Genomic DNA, 14,924 nt, shown 5'->3' on the forward strand with positions numbered 1-14,924 from the left:
GTGCCCCTGCGACGCCGGGGTGCTGCCCGCGGTTCGGGGAACCGCCGACGACAAGGAGACCCTCCTGTGACCGACGACTTCGACAAGCTCCTGGGCGGATTCGACGAGCCGGAGGCTGAACGCACTCCGGCAGCGGAGAAGAAGGCCACGCCCCTCGCATCCGAACCCGCGGCGTCGCCGAAGCGCAACTCGGTGCTCCCCTGGATCGTCGTCGGCGTGGTCGCGCTGCTGGCGATCGGGGCCGGCGTCACCTTCGCGGTCATGAACCTGGGTGACTCGGATGCCACGGCGCCGGCGGCCTCGCAGGAGCCGAGCCCCTCGGAGGCCCCGGCCGAGACACCGTCGGCGGAACCCGAGTCACCCGAGCCCGCGCCATCCGCCCTGCCGGCCGCATGCCGGGATATCTTCAGCCCCGCCTACTACGAGGAGTTGGCTGCGACGGGCGCGGTGCTGTCGGAGGGGAACACGGGGCCGCGCGAGCAGCCCTTCGACGCGGAGGTGCCCGGGGTCGTCGAGTCGACGATCGCGGCGGCCCCGCACCTGGAGTGCACATGGAGTTTCGCGGACAACTTCAGTGTGGGCATCCAGACGGTTGTCGCTGAGGTCACCGACGAGGAGGCGATCCAGGTGACGGAGGCGCTGGAGGGTGCGGGCTTCGCGGGCGTGAACGAGCTGGGAAGTGTGCGCTACATCAAGGAGGTTGCGGGCACGGAGGGCTTCGGGCCGCACGGGTATTCGATCATCGCGCGCGACGGCCTGCTCGTCGCGACCAAGTGGGTGGACTGGCCCGCGACGGGCTACACCGCCGACATCGTGAACACGCTGCTGGGGCCTGCCTGAGCTAGTCGGCCGCGACCCAGGCGTAGCCGTCGGGGTCGGTGAACGCGCTCGACCCGGCGATGCGGATGCGGTGTGAGCCGGCACCGTCTTCGGCGACTCCCGCATTCTTGGCGAGGTCGCGGCGGCGATTGAGGGTGAGGCTGATGCGCCCGGTGTCGAGCTCGGCGTACTTGCGGCCGTAGCTCTTGGCGACGGTGAAGCCCTTGCCCTCGTAGAACCGCCGACTGCCCACGACGTCGGCGACGCCGAGCTGCAGCACGACGCTGCTGACCTCGCGGGTCACCGGTCCTGTGTTCTTCTTACTTTCGGATGCGAGGGTCACGATGGTGCCGTCGGGTGCCTGCACGACGCCGCCGTACCCCCACAGCGATTTGGCGGCGGGCTTCAGTTCGGTGGCACCAGCGGCGAGCGCGTCGGACATGAGTGCGTCGACGTCGTCGGGTTGCGCGGTGACGAGCCCGAGGGTGAAACCGCGGAAGCCGCTGCTCGGTTCGGCGGTCGGCTGCACTTGGACGAGTTCGCCGAGGGCGAGGGCGTCCGTGTAGAACTCGCGCCCGCTGCCGTTGTCGGTCTCGATGGTGAGGTGAGCGATGCTGGTCACCCGGCCATGGTGCGCGGGTCGCTGGCGCGTGTCAAGAGGTCGACCGTCTCAGGCTCGCAGCAGCTCTACAGCGCTCCCAGCACGGCCGCCACCGCGCCGATCACGACGGCGGCGAGCGGCACGGCCTTCCACAGCAACCGCACGGTCTCGGCGCGAGCCTCCTCGATCCGGAGCGCCTCGAACGCGTCCCCCTGGTGGGGTTCGAGGGCCGGGGCATCCTTCGTCCAGGTGCGCGGGTCGCTGGCGGCGTCGGCCCGCGCGCGGAGCTGCTCCGTGCTGAGCTGCGGGATGCGGCGGTCGAGCCACTTCAGCAGTTGCGTGTCGGTCAGCACCGTGACATCCGTGGGCCGCTGTTTGACGGTCATGCTGCCGGTGCCGACGAGTACGAGCAGGGGCCGCACTGTGACGTCCTCGCCGGTCGCGGCGCTGAGGAGTTTGGCGGCGCGGGCGGCCTCGTGCCGGGAGTTTCTGAGGTAGTCGGTTTTCTGCCCGGCGACCATGAGCATCCGCTCGCCCAGCCAGATGCGCGCGCCGGGGTGCCGTTTGGTGTTGACGGTGTAGACGCCGGCGGGGCCGACGAGCACGTGGTCGATGTCGGAGCCGCGCGTGCCGACCGGAACGGCGTGCAGCACGGCCCATTCGGGGCCGAGCCGCTCGAGCAGGGCGCCGACCCGAATCTCGCCGAGCGCTCCCTCGAACCAACTGCGGGCGTCCGGATGCAACGGGCTCAGACCCAGCGCACGCGCGATGCCCTTGCGCGCCGGCGCGTTCCGCTGCAGTTCCAGGCATTCGCGCACGACGCTGTACCCGGCCGGAAACGCCAGGCGCTGCGTGCCCGGCGTGGTGATGACGTCAACCATTGGTCCCCCTCGACCTGCGCCTCCCCCGAGGCGTTGCCCCAGACTAGGCGGGCGGGGCGGGGTGGCGCCGCCCCCAAGACCGGGGACGCGGATGCTGCGGCGGTGGTTTGTAGTGGTACCGACGCCAACTACTAATATGTACATTTTTCCGTACAAATTGCTAAGATGTGCCCATGGCTGCAGGTTCCGTAATCCCCGTTGCCGATGCTCGCGCGGGCCTTTCGACGATCCTGCGCAAGTTTCGCGATGCGCCAGATCTTGCCGAACCGGTCACGATCGGTTCGCATCGCAAGCCCGAGGCGGTCATCGTGCCTTTCGAGCGTTTCAGCAGGATGACCGAAGGCGATAGTTCACGGCAGAAAAGCACGCTGGACGATCTCTGCTCGCGTTCCAGCCTCGTGCGCCGAATCGCTTCGCTCAACAAGATTCAGGATGTCGCGGTCTTCGGTTCCGTCGCCAGGCGAGCCGACACTGCTGAGAGCGACATCGACCTATTGGCCACGTTGACGGATGACGGCAGCCTGTTTGACCTTGCGCAGTTCGAGATCGATATGGAGCAGCTCACGGGACGCAAGGTCGAGGTGGTCTCTCGTCGCTCTTTGGATCCGCTGAGGGACGCACACATCTTGGCCGAAGCGGTGCTGCTGTGAGCATGCCTGCGGGGTCCCGCGTGGAGCGGTGGATGGAGGACCTTCGCACGACGCTAGACACCGCAAGCGCGCTGGTCGGCCGTGGTGAAAGCGCGTTCATCAGCGACCCGGCTCTCCCGCTTGCGTTCGAAGCTCTGTCAAACCGCATCGGTGAGCTTTGCAAGCGACTCATGGCTGCCGACCCTGACCGTTTCTCCGAACCGATCTGGTCGCAAGCTGCGCGAAACCGGGACTTCGTCGTGCACCACTACGACCGCCTCGACACCCGAGCGCTGTGGGTGACGGTCACCGTGAGCTTCCCCGCGCTGGGCCGGGCATTGGACGAGGTAGCAGGCCGCTAAAACCAGCTCGGATAAGAGGGCCGGATGCCGCGGCATCCGCCCCTCTACTGGTCGACGATCTGCTTGCCGAGGGGCATGAGCGCGACGGGCACCATTTTGAAGTTGGCGATGCCGAAAGGGATTCCGATGATGGTGATGCAGAGGGCGACGCCGCTGAGGATGTGGCCGATGGCGATCCAGAAGCCGGCGAGCACCACCCAGATGATGTTCCCGAGCATCGCGCCCAACCCGGTGCCGGGCTTGTCGATGACGGTCTTGCCGAACGGCCACAGCGAGTATATGCCGATGCGCCAGGATGCGATCCCCCAGGGGATGGTGACGATCAGCACGCACATGATGACGGCGGCGAGCGCGTAGCCGAGGAACAGCCAGAAGCCCGACAGCACGAGCCAGATGACGTTGAGGATGGTCTTCATGGTGGGCTGATTCTGTCACTCTTCGCTATGTAGCGTCGGATGCCACTGCTACCGTGCACGCATGTCGCCGAAGCCGCTCCATCACTCGATCAACTACATCGAGCTGACCGTCACTGACCTGGACGCCGCGAAGGCGTTCTACTCGAAGGCGTTTGGTTGGTCGTTCAACGACTACGGGCCTGAGTATGCGGGCATCGTCGCGGCCGACGGCGAGGGTGAGGCGGGCGGGGTTGCGCTCGCGCCAGAGCCCCGCCCGGTCGGTGGCCCGCTCGTGATTCTGTACTCCAAAGATCTGGATGCCACGGAGCAGGCGATCACCTCCGCTGGAGGCAGCATCGTTGATGGCCCGTACGAGTTCCCTGGTGGGCGGCGGCTGCACTTCGCTGACCCGAGCGGCAACGAGCTGGCGGTGTGGGCGGAGTCTTAGCCGACGACCGCTGATAGCTTGACTGCGTGGCTGACCAGACTGTGCGCGCAGCGCTCGAAGCGTTCGTATCCGAGCGGGATTGGGGTCAGTTCCATACTCCAGAGAACCTGGCCAAGAGCATCTCGATCGAATCAGCGGAGTTGCTTGAATGCTTCCAATGGAGTCCGCAAGCAGACACCGAACGGGTGCGCGACGAACTCGCTGATGTCTTGACCTACTGCCACCTGCTCGCCGCTCGAATTGGGGTCGATCCCGACGAGATCGTCTTGGATAAGCTCGCCAGGACGCGGGAGAAGTATCCCGTCGATAAGGCTCGGGGGCGGAGCACGAAGTATGACCAGCTTTGAGATCGAGCACCTAGATTTCAGCGATAACTCGGTGCGGACTTGGGCCGCAGGTGACCCTAGGCGCACAAACTGGCCGGTCGTGTACTTGCTTGACGCTCCCGGGACATCTCGCGCAAAGGCGAAGACTCTTAGAGACATTTACGTCGGCGAATCCATCAATGTAGCTAGCCGAATGCGGCAACACCTTGACTCAAATCTCAAGAGCCATTTGAAGACGATTCGCGTGATCATGGACGATCGCTTCAACAAGTCGGTATGCCTTGATCTGGAGTCGTACCTCATCCGCCTGTTTGCAGGAGATGGGGCATTCCAAGTACTGAACCGCAATGAGGGCATCACCGATGCTGACTATTACGAGAGGGCGCTGTACCGCGAGACATTCCGTGAGGTGTTCGACCGCCTCAAGGACGACGGGATGTTCACCCGCAGCATCCAGGAGATCGAGAACAGTGACCTGTTCAAGCTCTCGCCGTTCAAGGCGCTCACGAATGACCAGGCCATCGCGGTGGAAGACATCCTCGAAGGCCTATTCACGGACCTGCGAACCGAAGCGAGCAGCACGATCGTAATCCAAGGCAACCCTGGGACCGGCAAGACCGTCGTCGCGATCTACCTATTGAAACTGCTGGCGGATATTCGCGCGGCGCAACCGGGCGACGTCCACGACAGCGACTCGATGTTCTCCGAGTTCTTCGTCGAGGGCTACCCGGAGATGCTTCAGAACTTTCGTATGGGGATTGTCGTCCCGCAGCAGTCGTTGCGGGAATCCGCGATCAAGGTGTTCCGTAAGACGCCGGGCCTGGAAAAGAGCATGGTGCTGACTGCGTTCGACGTCGGCGAATCGGACGAAATGTTCGACCTCTTGATCGTCGACGAGACGCACCGTTTGAATCAACGAGCGAATCAGCCGTCTGGTCCTCTCAACGCGAAGTTCCAGAAAATCACGGAGAAGCTTTACGGCTTCGATGACAAGACGAAGACCCAATTGGACTGGATCAAGGCTCGAAGCAAGCATCAAATCTTCCTCGTGGATGCTGAACAGAGCGTTAGGCCGGCGGACCTCCCAACGGAGGTCCTTGACGATCTGAATAGCGTTGCGAAGGCACATCGGAGGCACTATCCACTCGCAACTCAGATGCGCGTCCAAGCAGGCGCAGATTACGTCGAATACGTCCGTAGCCTCCTGCCGGTCGATGGCGACCTTAGAACAACTCCTCCTCTCCAGACGTTCAATGGCTACGACCTTCAGATCTTCGACGATCTGGCCGAGATGCACAGGGCGATCCGGGCGAAAGATGCGGAGCATGGCCTGGCCAGGTTGGTCGCCGGATACGCGTGGGAGTGGAAGAGCAAGGGCAACCCAACCACCTACGACATCGAGCTCGACGGCCATCGTCTGAAGTGGAATAGCACGGCGGTCGATTGGATCGCCTCACAGGGATCGCTGGATGAAGTCGGCTCGATTCACACTGTGCAGGGCTACGACCTGAACTATGCGGGCGTGGTCATCGGCGCGGACCTGCGCTTCGACCCGGATGCGCGGCGCCTGTACGTGGACCGCGCGTCGTACTTCGATAAGAAAGGCAAAGAGAACAACCCCACTCTGGGGAAGGTTTACACAGACGAAGACCTACTTCGCTTCATCACTAACATTTACCGCGTGCTTCTAACCCGCGGTATCCGCGGCACCTATCTGTATGTCTGTGATCCGCCTCTTCGTGCTTACTTGGGCCATTTCGTCCGCGAGTAGCTGTGGTTGCGTATAGCTAGATCACTCGTAGTAGTGGACAGTCTCACGAATGGCTGAAGCATGCGCGTAGATGTCTGCGAGCACATCAATCGGATGCCGGGTCTCGTTCTTCTCGGCGTCAAACAACCCGAGATACTTCTGACCCGTGTTGAAGTGCAGACGCGCGATCGGCTTTCGGTTGTTGTCGTCAAGCAGCACCCCCATGTACGACTTCGTGTCTCGATGGACGATCCTCATCGCAGAGACCTCGCTGCACGCGATCGCTCGCACAATGTGGAATGCCTCGAGTTCCTCCAGCGTCGTGTCGATACCGTCTCCAGCATCAACATCGTGTGAACTCGCTTCAGCGACGTTTGCGCTCGCATCGGCCCCCGAAACGGAAGCATTGTCGTGCGGCGCAACGTACCCTTGTCCGCCTAGCGCCGCCTTGAGTCGGTCATTCACCTGGTCGGCGAGAAACTGTTTCTGCGCCTTCCGCACTAGAACCTCGAATTGGTCTCGGACCTTCTGCGTGATTGATTTCTCGTACACCCGCGCTGTCAGGAACTTCACCCAATCGGCGTCGGGCTCCGCGAACTCGGCTGCAAGTATCCGCTTGAGCGCTCCGATGTACTTGAGCTCCTCCGCAGCGTTGACGATCGACTCGATGTCGAAGGTGTCCTTGGTGAGCTTCTGCAGCTCAGGGACCAGAGTCTCATCCAAGTCGGAGATTCGAAGAACGAGGAAAGGCTTCTCGTCCATGCGATTAGGCGCATCGAGATCGGTGTAGAAGTGGTATTCGTCGCCATCCGTAAGAATGGCGACACGTGCGTGAGCCACCGCGAAGTATCGGAAGAGTTGTGACGCCTGGTTGAGTCCGAGGGGTGCCCCAAGCTTCTTGCACTCGATCAGGATCTGCACGGTGCCGTCCTGGACGATCGCGTAGTCGATCTTTTCGCCACGCTTCGTACCCACATCCGCGGTGAACTCGGGCACAACCTCATTGGGGTTGAAGACGTCGTATCCCAGTACCAACGAGATGAAGGGCATCACGAATGCATTCTTCGTCGCCTCTTCGGTTTCGATCGACTGTCCTTGCACCGCGATCTTGTTCGCCAGGCTCGCCAGACGTTCCGCAATATCGCTCATGCCAAATCCCCTCAGTAACCAGTTCGGCTCACGTGACTCTATCGGCCCGTCCCATTGGCGGAAGGCCCCAGTTAGAGGTCTTGTGGCCGCGGGCCCTATGACCCAGTCTTCGTGTCAGACGTGGCCGAAACTCAGACGCATTCGTAACCTTCAACAATGTGCGCCCACGTCGATCGGGGGGTCACATGGCGGGGACGAGTTCGAGGAAAAAGACGTGGGCACTCGAAATCGGTGACGTCGTTCGCCGGCGAGCGATTCACGAAGCTTACGGAGGACAGCAGCAGGGCGGAATCTCGACTCCCCGCGCCACTAGTGATGTCTTGATCTTCACAGACCCTGAGGCCGGGGCACGGTACGGCTATGACGAGTTCGAGGGGCTACGCGAGGATGGGTCCTACGCGTACACCGGAGAGGGACAACGCGGCCACCAGCTTCACGGCGCTGGCGCGACTGGGATCCACTGAGTGCGCGAGCGAGCTACTCAGCAGCCTCCAGCTCAGCAAACTTCGCCGCCATCGTCGGGTTGCCCCGCGTCAGCTTCTTGATGCTGAGGTCTTCGGCCTTGTCGTTCGCCAGCCGCAGGTTGTTCGCCGACTTGTGCAGCGCCTGCTTCACCTTCTCGAGGTCCTTGATGGCCTCGTCGATACGGTGCACGGCCTCGTCGAAACCGTCGGACGCCAGTCGCCAGTTGCGGCCGAAGTGCTGCTTGAACTCCGAGATGCGAGCCTCGAAGTTCGTGATGTCGACGTTCTGCGCCCGCACCAGCTCCAGTTCGGTCTTGTACTCGAGCGCGCTCATGGCGGCGTTGCGCAACAGCGTGATCATCTGAATGAAGAACTGCGGGCGGATGACGAACATCTTCGGGTAGCGGTGCGAAACATCCACGATCCCCGTGTTGTAGAGCTCGCTCTCCGGCTCCAGCAGCGAGACGAGAATCGCGTACTCGCAGCCCTTCTCGTTGCGGTCCTTGTCGAGCTCCTTGAAGAAGTCCTCGTTCTTCTTCTTCGTCGCCGTGGCATCCGCTTCGTTCTTCATCTCGAACATGATCGACACGATCTCGGTGCCCATGGCATCCGTGTCGCGGAAGATGAAGTCGCCCTTGCTGCCGCTGCGCGCGTCGTTGTCCTTCTCGAAGTGCGCGCGCGGAAACGCCGTTGCCCGCAACCTGTTGAACTCGTACTCGCAGTGCTGCTCGAGCGTCTCGCCGACCATCTTGGTCGAGAGCTTCGCCTTCATGTCGCGCAGCCGCTCGATCGCCTCATCGCGATCCTTCAGCTGCACCTCGAAACGCTCCTTGAGCGACGTCACCTCGAGCTGCTTCTCCAGCTGCACCCGCTCGAGGCCGTTGCGGAGCTCGTCGCGCTCCTTCTCAACACCGTTGAGCGCCTCGGTGAGCTCCAGCTTCTTCGCCACCTCCACCGACGACAGCTGCGACCGCAGCTTCTCGATCTCGGCATCCTTCTCCGACGCCGTCTTCTGCATCTCGGATGCCAGCCGCGCCGCCGCCAACTCCTCCGCCGCCTTGCGCTCGGCCCGCGCCTGCTCCAAATCATTCGCGAGGGTGTCACGCTGCTTCTCGACGAGCGCGAGCGCCTCCGTCACCGCCATCTTCTGGGAGACTTCGGATGCCTCGAGCCTCGCCTTCAGCTCCTGCACCTCCGCCGCACTCGCCGCCGCCGCATCCTTCAGCGCACTCGACGCCTTCGCCTCAGCAAGTTCGAGTGCCGCCTTCTTCTCCTGCTCGGCGAGCGCCAGCCGCTCGTGCAGCTGCTGGTCGAACTCCTTGTCGCGCACCTGCTTGACGATGTCGGCGTAGCTCGACTCGTCGATCGTGAACACCTTGCCGCAGCCCGGGCACTTGATCTCTTGCGTGCTCATGAATGTCTCCCCCTCGGCGTGACTCCCCCACAGGCTAAGCGTCCGCACCGTCATCCACCGAACGCACGGCCGCGCCGGTCGGCATCTCGCAACGTCCCCCGTTTGGGGTCGCGCACTCTTGGACTGGAGTCCAATATATTCAAGCGTCCGTGTGTTTCGCGGACGAGGAGCCCCCCGAAGGACGCCGATGACCCGCTCTCGCAAACCCGCCCGCCTTGCACTGCTCCTCTCAGCCGTGCTCGCGTTCACTGCCCTCGCCACGCCCGCGGCTGCGGAGCCGGTGCCGACCGAGTGCTCCGACGAGGCCAACTTCGAGGTCCAGGCTCCGTCGGTGTTCGGCTTCGTCGGCGTCCCGCTCGCGCCCGCACCCTTGACGACCTCCTCGGCGGCGGCCGTGACGTGGAGCACCGAGTGCATGGAGCTTCCCGAGGGTGTCACCTTCGATCAGGCCAGCGCGTCCTTCGCCGGTGCGCCAGCATCCGAAGGCGAGGGTGGCGGGAGGATCGTCGCCACCAGCGAGTCGGGTAGAGGCGTTGAACGGGTAACTTTCAGAATCGGCCCGGCCAGCGCACTCCAGGTGACGATGACGGATGCCGAGGGCGAATACCTCGACCCCACCGACCTCGCTCCCGGCACAGAGTTCCGGTTGAGCGGCGCAGGCCTGCCCGCCGGCACCCAGGTGCTCGCATCCATCGGCGGCAGGCCGGTCGCAACGACCGCGGTCCAAAACGAGGGTGCCTACACGCTCGACGTCGCGATCGCCGAGGATGCGACATCCGGTGCTGTGGAGATCGTGGTCGAGTTCACGATGCCGGGCGGTGAGCAGCGCTACACGACCCGCGTGGCGGGAGACGTGTGGGTGCTCACCATCGGCGGGCCCACCGCCCTCACCCCCGTTGCGGGAACAGCCGTTGAATACACCTTCCCCGTGAGCGGCAACCGTGGTGACATCACCTACACGCTTGAGGGCACCCTCCCGGCGGGCCTGAGCTTTGACGCGAGCCGCGGCGTTATCAGCGGCACGGCCACGTCGGCGCAGGCCAAGCGCGACCTCACGATCACGGCGACGGATGCCCGTGCATCCGTCACCCACCGCGCCACCGTCACCGTGCTCGCCTCCGCCCTGATCTATCCGACGATCGCTGCGATCATCGACCCCTCAGGACTCGCCTCTGTCTTCGGCGGTCTCCTCGACAGCGGACTCACACCGGAGCAGGCACTTGAGCGGGCCAACCAGCAGAACCGCCCGAGCGCGGGTACGCGCGTCTTCATGGGCATCAACCCCAACACGGGCCACATCGGCTTTCTCGTCGGGCCGCCCGACACGGATGTCAGTGACGCGGCGTCCTGGCGCATGCCCACCGACCGCACTCCTGTCGACGGCATCGTCGTGGGTACACCCGACGCAGCGACCATCGAGGAGTTGGCCAGGGCACAGCAGGATGCCATGATCGCTGCAATTGTCGCCCAGCAGGCCGCGATCAAGGCGGAGAACGACGCCATGATCGCCATTCTGGCCGCTCAAGCCGCGGAACGGGCCGGGATCGACGCGGCTCGTCAGGGCGACAGGCAGGCCCAACAGCAGGCCGCGCGGGAAATCAACGCGGCCCGGGTGCAGCGAATCGAGGCGGAACGCCGACAGCGGGAGGCGCAGCTCGACGAAGATCGCGCGAAGAAGGTGGCGGAGGCGGCCGAGCGTCTGGAGGCAGAGCGCAGGGCCAAACTTGAGCGCGACGGCGAATCGAACCCGCTGCCCGAGGGCACGCAGGTGCGCGTCGAGATGCACTCGACGCCGGTCCTGTTGGGCACCGCCACGGTGGGCGCATCCGGTGGTTTCGCCCTCACTGTCACGGCACCCGCAGGCCTCACGCCGGGCCTCCACCACCTCGTTGTCACCTACACGCTGCCCGACGGCACGGTGCACACGAGCCGCACGCCCGTCACCGCCCTGCACCCAGACGCGCTGGTGCCCGCAAGCGACGACATCCTCCCCGTCACCGGAACGGGTGTCTCCGCCCTCGCCGCCGCAGGGTCCGTGCTCTCACTGCTCATCGGCATGGGGCTCATGTTGATCGCCCGCCGCCGCGAGGCCCGCACCAGCTGACGCCTCGCTGAGTGGCGGGTGTCGCGACGCGCAGTCGCGGCACCTCGGCCCACTTCGGTGAGTGTCGAGAATGCGCTCCACCCAGCGTGGCGCAGGCGCACCTTCTCGACACTCACGGGCTGACCCGGCCGGTGGAAGACTCGGAGGATGGACTGGTCCACCCTTTTCACGCGCGCCGACCCGATCGACCTGTCGCCGTGGGTCATGCTCGTGATCGTCGGGGCGGCGGCACTCGTGAGCATCCCGCGGGAGAGCTGGAGGGTCTTCGGCCTCTTCACGACCCTCGTCCACGAGCTCGGCCACGCGGTCGCGGCGATGCTGACCGGGCGCGTGGTGCGGGGCATCCGCATCCGTCGCAACCACTCGGGTGAGGCGCTCAGCGCGGGACGCGGAGGGGCCGTCATCAGCAGTCTCATGGGCTACCCGGCGCCCGCGATCGTCGGCGCGGGGCAATTGTGGGCGGTGTTCAGCGGCTACCCGTCGATCGCGCTCTTCGCCGGTGGGGTGGCATTGCTGCTGACACTGCTCGTGATCCGCAACCTGTTCGGCGTGCTCGTCGTGCTGGGCTCGGTTGCGGTGAGCGCGGCCCTCTGGTTCACGGCGCCGGCCGACGTGCAGTCATACGCATTGCTGGTGATCGGCATCGCACTGCTGGTCGGTTCCGTGCGTGGGCTCGGCGCCGTCATCGCGGTGCACACGCGCAACCGCGGCAACCTCGCGACATCCGACGCCTACCTCCTCTACCGCCGCACCGGGGTGCCGTCTCCCGTGTGGTTGCTGCTCTTCGCGGTCATCATCGCGGCCTGCTGGGCGTTCGCGGTGTGGTCGTACCTGCAGCACCTCGGCTAGTCTCTCGCCTCTCCGCGCGTGAGATCCGAGTTGTGCACCCTCCGGATGCGTCTGAAGATGCACAACTCACATCTCACCGCCGGGGCGGGAGCACTCTCAGTCGCGTCGCCACTTCCACCCGGCGACGCCACCCGCCGCCAGCGCCAGCCCGATCATGATGACCAGGACCGCCGGCACCGTGCCGCCGCGCACCGCCACCTCACCGACCAGGTTTCCGCCAGACGCAAGCAGAGCGGATGCCGCAACCACGACCCCCGCGACGGCAATCACTGCGAACCACAGCCGCCATGCCCACGCCGGGTTGCGCCTCACGCCAGCCGCTCCCGCAGCACTTCGACCCCCGGACCATCCAGCTCGTCGAGGTATGCCCCGCGCCCAGCCATCGCCATGACGAGCGCCAGCGTCGTCCCCGCGACGAGTGGGCCCGCCCCCGAGCTGAACCGACCATCGGATGCCTCCAGCCGCAGTCCCGCGACGAGGCTCTTGCTGTTGACGGCGAAGTTCCGTGCGGCGAAGAACTCCGCGACTGGTGTGAGGGCCGCGACATCCGGAACCCTCGTCAGCCCCAAGGGACGACGGATGTCCTGCGCGTGCACGACGACCTCGCCCAGGTAGGCGACCGTGTCGCCCGATGGAGCCGTCGTGCTGCCGACGACCGCCCGGAAACGCTTGAGCGTCTCGGCCGGGGTGGCGCCCCTGTGCTCGTCGATGCGGCGCTGGTTGTGCACGTGCATGTTGAAGCGCGCTCCGAGCATGCTGCGCAGCCACGCCCACTGGTTCATGCTGCCCGCGGCGGTGAGGTGGGCTACGACGTCTTCGACGGACCACTCACCGCACAGCGTGCCAGCCCGCCACTGCTCGTCGCTCAGCCCAGCGAGGTCATCGGCGAGCGCCGCCCGCTCGGCCCGCATCAGCTCCCAGAGGTGGTCGTCGCTCCGCTTCCCCATGGACCCAACCTATGGGCAGGCCCGCCTCCCACTGTGGAAAAGACGCGCGCGGCTCGCCCCACTTTCCTACGCTGAGCGGATGCAGCGTGCCCTAGCTCTCCCGACGGTTGCCGTCGCCCTGCTCCTGCTGACCTCGTGCACGCCGTCGCCCGGCGGCGCTGCACCGACATCGTCGCCGAGCGCGACGGCGGATGCCCCGATCTTCGTGTCAGAGGAAGAGGCCGTCGCTGCCGCGGACGAAGTCATTCAGAAGTACTGGGATGCGACCAACACGGTCTTCCAATCCGGGGGACTTCGTATCGAAAAGCTGGAGTCGATCGTCACCGAACGCCGAATGCAATCGGAACGACAGCTAGCGGATTCATTCCAGGAGCAGCAGCTCGTGCAGACTGGAAATTTTAGAGCTGAAGCCACCTCCTTTCAGCAGATGTTCAACGACGATGACACGACCGTTCTCATTGTCACCACGTGTGTGGATAGCGGCGAAGTGGAGGCACGTTTCTCCGACGGCAGGCTGGTGCAACGAATCTCCGAAGAGCCCAGGTACTTGCACGAGGTCACACTTCATGTCACGGCCAACGGGTCGGATCTTGCAGTACGCCTCGATGAGTCGGAACCTTGGACTGATTTCACATGCTGAGCCGCACGTTCCGAGTCGCGTTGACACTGCTCTTGGCGGCGAACCCAGGCGCTGAAGAGTCCGATCCGTCTAAGAGTCGCGGCTGGGCAGCGACGCTTGGTGGCGACTCTGTCGACTTCACAGCAGAGGAAACGACGCGTACGCCCGATCTGACTGCCCCTGTCCTCCCCGGAGCATCCAACCCCTACGCCGCACAGTTCACTCTCCCCGAACCAACCCCGTGGCTCCCCCACGACCCCTGCCCCGGCAACGTCTTCATCGAGGGCCGCTGCTGGGTCGTTCCCACCGAAGACCGCGACCCCGCCGCCCCGCTCACGATCTCCGACTTCGTCTCTTTCGCCCCGACACCTGCTGCCCCGACGACCGAGCCGGGTGCATTCGCGGTCCGCAACCTTCACACGAACTTCATCGCCGACGCGACCGCCCACATCCGCACGGGAACGCTCCTGGGCCAACCGGCATCCGCCGAGTTCACCCCTGTCGCCTACGAATGGCACTACGGCGACGGCACCACCGAGATGACCACCACACCGGGCGCCACCTGGACGCGTCTCGGCCTACTTGAGTTCGACCGCACTCCCACGAGCCACGCCTACGCAGACAAGGGCACCTACACGGTCACCCTCATCACCCACTACACAGTGCGCGCCGCCTACGCGAGCGATGGCGCATGGTTCCCGGTCCCCGGAACCCTCGCCATCGCATCCGCGCCCCACACGATCCAGGTCGTGAGCGTCAACACCGTGCTCGTCGACAAGACCTGCGCCGAAGACCCCGCCGGCCCCGGCTGCTGAGAGCCGATACCCCACCTACGCTGGGACCATGAGCGAACCAGTCACCATCGTCAACGACCTCCTCGACAACGCGCCCGTGCAGGCCGACAAGCTCAGCCACCACACGGTGCTCAAGTCCGACGACGCGCGCGTCATCGTGCTCGCCTTCCCCGCCGGCCACGTGATGAAGGACCACGCCGCACCGAAGACCCTGCTCATGCAGGCCCTCGACGGTGAGCTCCGCATCACCACGGAGGGCGAGACGCACACACTGAGGCCTGGCACGATCATCCGCTTCGACAAGGGCGTTCGACACGAGGTCGAAGCGGTCACGGATGCTCGGCTCATGCTCACCCTCATCAGCTGAGCCGCG

The 14,924-nt window shown here is 64.7% G+C and carries 18 protein-coding genes; 11 read left to right on the forward strand and 7 right to left on the reverse strand.

Annotated elements, in window-relative coordinates; translation table 11 throughout:
• Positions 1–66 precede the first annotated feature (66 nt).
• Complete coding sequence (locus ACIQK7_RS02365) at positions 67–840, forward strand: hypothetical protein (protein WP_403020871.1); 774 nt, start codon at positions 67–69, stop codon at positions 838–840.
• Position 841: 1 nt separating this feature from the next.
• On the opposite strand, the gene ACIQK7_RS02370 is transcribed toward ACIQK7_RS02365, so the two are convergent.
• A complete protein-coding gene (locus ACIQK7_RS02370; protein ID WP_403020873.1) occupies positions 842–1,441 on the reverse strand; it encodes a glyoxalase in 600 nt (199 codons plus the stop codon).
• 65 nt (positions 1,442–1,506) lie between these two features.
• The gene (locus ACIQK7_RS02375; protein ID WP_403020875.1) at positions 1,507–2,301 is read right to left on the reverse strand and encodes a nuclease-related domain-containing protein; all 795 of its coding nucleotides are present in this window, start codon (positions 2,299–2,301) and stop codon (positions 1,507–1,509) included.
• Between the two features lie 173 nt (positions 2,302–2,474).
• Here ACIQK7_RS02375 and ACIQK7_RS02380 point away from each other — a divergent pair, with 173 nt between their 5' ends.
• Positions 2,475–2,951, forward strand: a complete 477-nt coding sequence (locus ACIQK7_RS02380) for a nucleotidyltransferase domain-containing protein (RefSeq protein ID WP_403020877.1) — start codon at positions 2,475–2,477, stop codon at positions 2,949–2,951.
• Between the two features lie 32 nt (positions 2,952–2,983).
• Positions 2,984–3,292, forward strand: coding sequence for a DUF86 domain-containing protein (locus ACIQK7_RS02385; RefSeq protein WP_403020879.1), 309 nt, complete (start codon positions 2,984–2,986; stop codon positions 3,290–3,292).
• A 44-nt stretch (positions 3,293–3,336) separates the two neighbouring features.
• Here ACIQK7_RS02385 and ACIQK7_RS02390 read toward each other — a convergent pair whose 3' ends face one another.
• Positions 3,337–3,708, reverse strand: coding sequence for a YccF domain-containing protein (locus ACIQK7_RS02390; protein ID WP_403020881.1), 372 nt, complete (start codon positions 3,706–3,708; stop codon positions 3,337–3,339).
• A 61-nt stretch (positions 3,709–3,769) separates the two neighbouring features.
• Between ACIQK7_RS02390 and ACIQK7_RS02395 the strand changes: the two genes are divergently transcribed.
• The 3 genes from ACIQK7_RS02395 (at position 3,770) to ACIQK7_RS02405 (ending at position 6,232) form a co-directional block, all read left to right on the forward strand.
• A complete protein-coding gene (locus ACIQK7_RS02395) occupies positions 3,770–4,135 on the forward strand; it encodes a VOC family protein (RefSeq protein WP_403020883.1) in 366 nt (121 codons plus the stop codon).
• Between the two features lie 26 nt (positions 4,136–4,161).
• Entirely contained in the window at positions 4,162–4,482 is a 321-nt protein-coding gene (locus ACIQK7_RS02400) for a nucleotide pyrophosphohydrolase (RefSeq protein WP_403020885.1), read from the forward strand.
• A gap of 229 nt (positions 4,483–4,711) precedes the next feature.
• On the forward strand, positions 4,712–6,232 hold the full coding sequence (locus ACIQK7_RS02405; RefSeq protein WP_403023946.1) for a DNA/RNA helicase domain-containing protein: 1,521 nt from the start codon (positions 4,712–4,714) through the stop codon (positions 6,230–6,232).
• A gap of 21 nt (positions 6,233–6,253) precedes the next feature.
• Here ACIQK7_RS02405 and ACIQK7_RS02410 read toward each other — a convergent pair whose 3' ends face one another.
• Both ACIQK7_RS02410 and ACIQK7_RS02415 read right to left on the reverse strand, forming a co-directional pair.
• Entirely contained in the window at positions 6,254–7,360 is a 1,107-nt protein-coding gene (locus ACIQK7_RS02410) for a type I restriction endonuclease (protein WP_403020887.1), read from the reverse strand.
• A 477-nt stretch (positions 7,361–7,837) separates the two neighbouring features.
• Positions 7,838–9,238: a DUF2130 domain-containing protein gene (locus ACIQK7_RS02415; protein ID WP_403020889.1), complete on the reverse strand. Its 1,401-nt coding sequence runs from the start codon at positions 9,236–9,238 to the stop codon at positions 7,838–7,840.
• A gap of 187 nt (positions 9,239–9,425) precedes the next feature.
• Here ACIQK7_RS02415 and ACIQK7_RS02420 point away from each other — a divergent pair, with 187 nt between their 5' ends.
• The gene (locus tag ACIQK7_RS02420; protein ID WP_403020891.1) at positions 9,426–11,342 is read left to right on the forward strand and encodes a putative Ig domain-containing protein; all 1,917 of its coding nucleotides are present in this window, start codon (positions 9,426–9,428) and stop codon (positions 11,340–11,342) included.
• 147 nt (positions 11,343–11,489) lie between these two features.
• Positions 11,490–12,191: a M50 family metallopeptidase gene (locus ACIQK7_RS02425; protein ID WP_403020893.1), complete on the forward strand. Its 702-nt coding sequence runs from the start codon at positions 11,490–11,492 to the stop codon at positions 12,189–12,191.
• Between the two features lie 96 nt (positions 12,192–12,287).
• Here the strand turns inward: ACIQK7_RS02425 and ACIQK7_RS02430 are convergent, their stop codons facing one another.
• Both ACIQK7_RS02430 and ACIQK7_RS02435 read right to left on the reverse strand, forming a co-directional pair.
• Positions 12,288–12,503 (reverse strand): hypothetical protein, encoded by a 216-nt coding sequence (locus ACIQK7_RS02430; protein WP_403020895.1) that lies wholly within the window; start codon positions 12,501–12,503, stop codon positions 12,288–12,290.
• The gene (locus ACIQK7_RS02435; RefSeq protein ID WP_403020897.1) at positions 12,500–13,138 is read right to left on the reverse strand and encodes a maleylpyruvate isomerase family mycothiol-dependent enzyme; all 639 of its coding nucleotides are present in this window, start codon (positions 13,136–13,138) and stop codon (positions 12,500–12,502) included. The genes ACIQK7_RS02430 and ACIQK7_RS02435 overlap by 4 nt, the downstream gene beginning before the upstream one ends.
• Before the next feature lie 79 nt (positions 13,139–13,217).
• On the opposite strand from ACIQK7_RS02435, the gene ACIQK7_RS02440 reads away from it, so the two are divergent.
• Genes ACIQK7_RS02440 through ACIQK7_RS02450 form a run of 3 tightly spaced genes read left to right on the forward strand, consistent with a single transcriptional unit; the run spans position 13,218 to position 14,918 of the window.
• The gene (locus ACIQK7_RS02440) at positions 13,218–13,778 is read left to right on the forward strand and encodes a hypothetical protein (protein WP_403020900.1); all 561 of its coding nucleotides are present in this window, start codon (positions 13,218–13,220) and stop codon (positions 13,776–13,778) included.
• The gene (locus ACIQK7_RS02445) at positions 13,772–14,572 is read left to right on the forward strand and encodes a hypothetical protein (RefSeq protein ID WP_403020903.1); all 801 of its coding nucleotides are present in this window, start codon (positions 13,772–13,774) and stop codon (positions 14,570–14,572) included. Before ACIQK7_RS02440 ends, ACIQK7_RS02445 begins: the two co-directional genes overlap by 7 nt.
• Before the next feature lie 28 nt (positions 14,573–14,600).
• Positions 14,601–14,918, forward strand: coding sequence for a cupin domain-containing protein (locus ACIQK7_RS02450; protein WP_403020905.1), 318 nt, complete (start codon positions 14,601–14,603; stop codon positions 14,916–14,918).
• Positions 14,919–14,924 lie beyond the last annotated feature (6 nt).

Origin of the sequence: Salinibacterium sp. GXW1014 (genome assembly GCF_044769865.1) — a bacterium.
Classification (GTDB): domain Bacteria; phylum Actinomycetota; class Actinomycetes; order Actinomycetales; family Microbacteriaceae; genus Homoserinimonas.

Coding starts and splice junctions, on each gene's coding strand:
- ACIQK7_RS02375 (WP_403020875.1), bottom strand. CDS start 2,301: ATGGTTGACGTCATCACCACGCCGGGCACGCAGCGCCTGGCGTTTCCG.
- ACIQK7_RS02380 (WP_403020877.1), top strand. CDS start 2,475: ATGGCTGCAGGTTCCGTAATCCCCGTTGCCGATGCTCGCGCGGGCCTT.
- ACIQK7_RS02385 (WP_403020879.1), top strand. CDS start 2,984: ATGGAGGACCTTCGCACGACGCTAGACACCGCAAGCGCGCTGGTCGGC.
- ACIQK7_RS02390 (WP_403020881.1), bottom strand. CDS start 3,708: ATGAAGACCATCCTCAACGTCATCTGGCTCGTGCTGTCGGGCTTCTGG.
- ACIQK7_RS02395 (WP_403020883.1), top strand. CDS start 3,770: ATGTCGCCGAAGCCGCTCCATCACTCGATCAACTACATCGAGCTGACC.
- ACIQK7_RS02405 (WP_403023946.1), top strand. CDS start 4,712: ATGGACGATCGCTTCAACAAGTCGGTATGCCTTGATCTGGAGTCGTAC.
- ACIQK7_RS02410 (WP_403020887.1), bottom strand. CDS start 7,360: ATGAGCGATATTGCGGAACGTCTGGCGAGCCTGGCGAACAAGATCGCG.
- ACIQK7_RS02415 (WP_403020889.1), bottom strand. CDS start 9,238: ATGAGCACGCAAGAGATCAAGTGCCCGGGCTGCGGCAAGGTGTTCACG.
- ACIQK7_RS02420 (WP_403020891.1), top strand. CDS start 9,426: ATGACCCGCTCTCGCAAACCCGCCCGCCTTGCACTGCTCCTCTCAGCC.
- ACIQK7_RS02425 (WP_403020893.1), top strand. CDS start 11,490: ATGGACTGGTCCACCCTTTTCACGCGCGCCGACCCGATCGACCTGTCG.
- ACIQK7_RS02435 (WP_403020897.1), bottom strand. CDS start 13,138: ATGGGGAAGCGGAGCGACGACCACCTCTGGGAGCTGATGCGGGCCGAG.
- ACIQK7_RS02440 (WP_403020900.1), top strand. CDS start 13,218: ATGCAGCGTGCCCTAGCTCTCCCGACGGTTGCCGTCGCCCTGCTCCTG.
- ACIQK7_RS02445 (WP_403020903.1), top strand. CDS start 13,772: ATGCTGAGCCGCACGTTCCGAGTCGCGTTGACACTGCTCTTGGCGGCG.
- ACIQK7_RS02450 (WP_403020905.1), top strand. CDS start 14,601: ATGAGCGAACCAGTCACCATCGTCAACGACCTCCTCGACAACGCGCCC.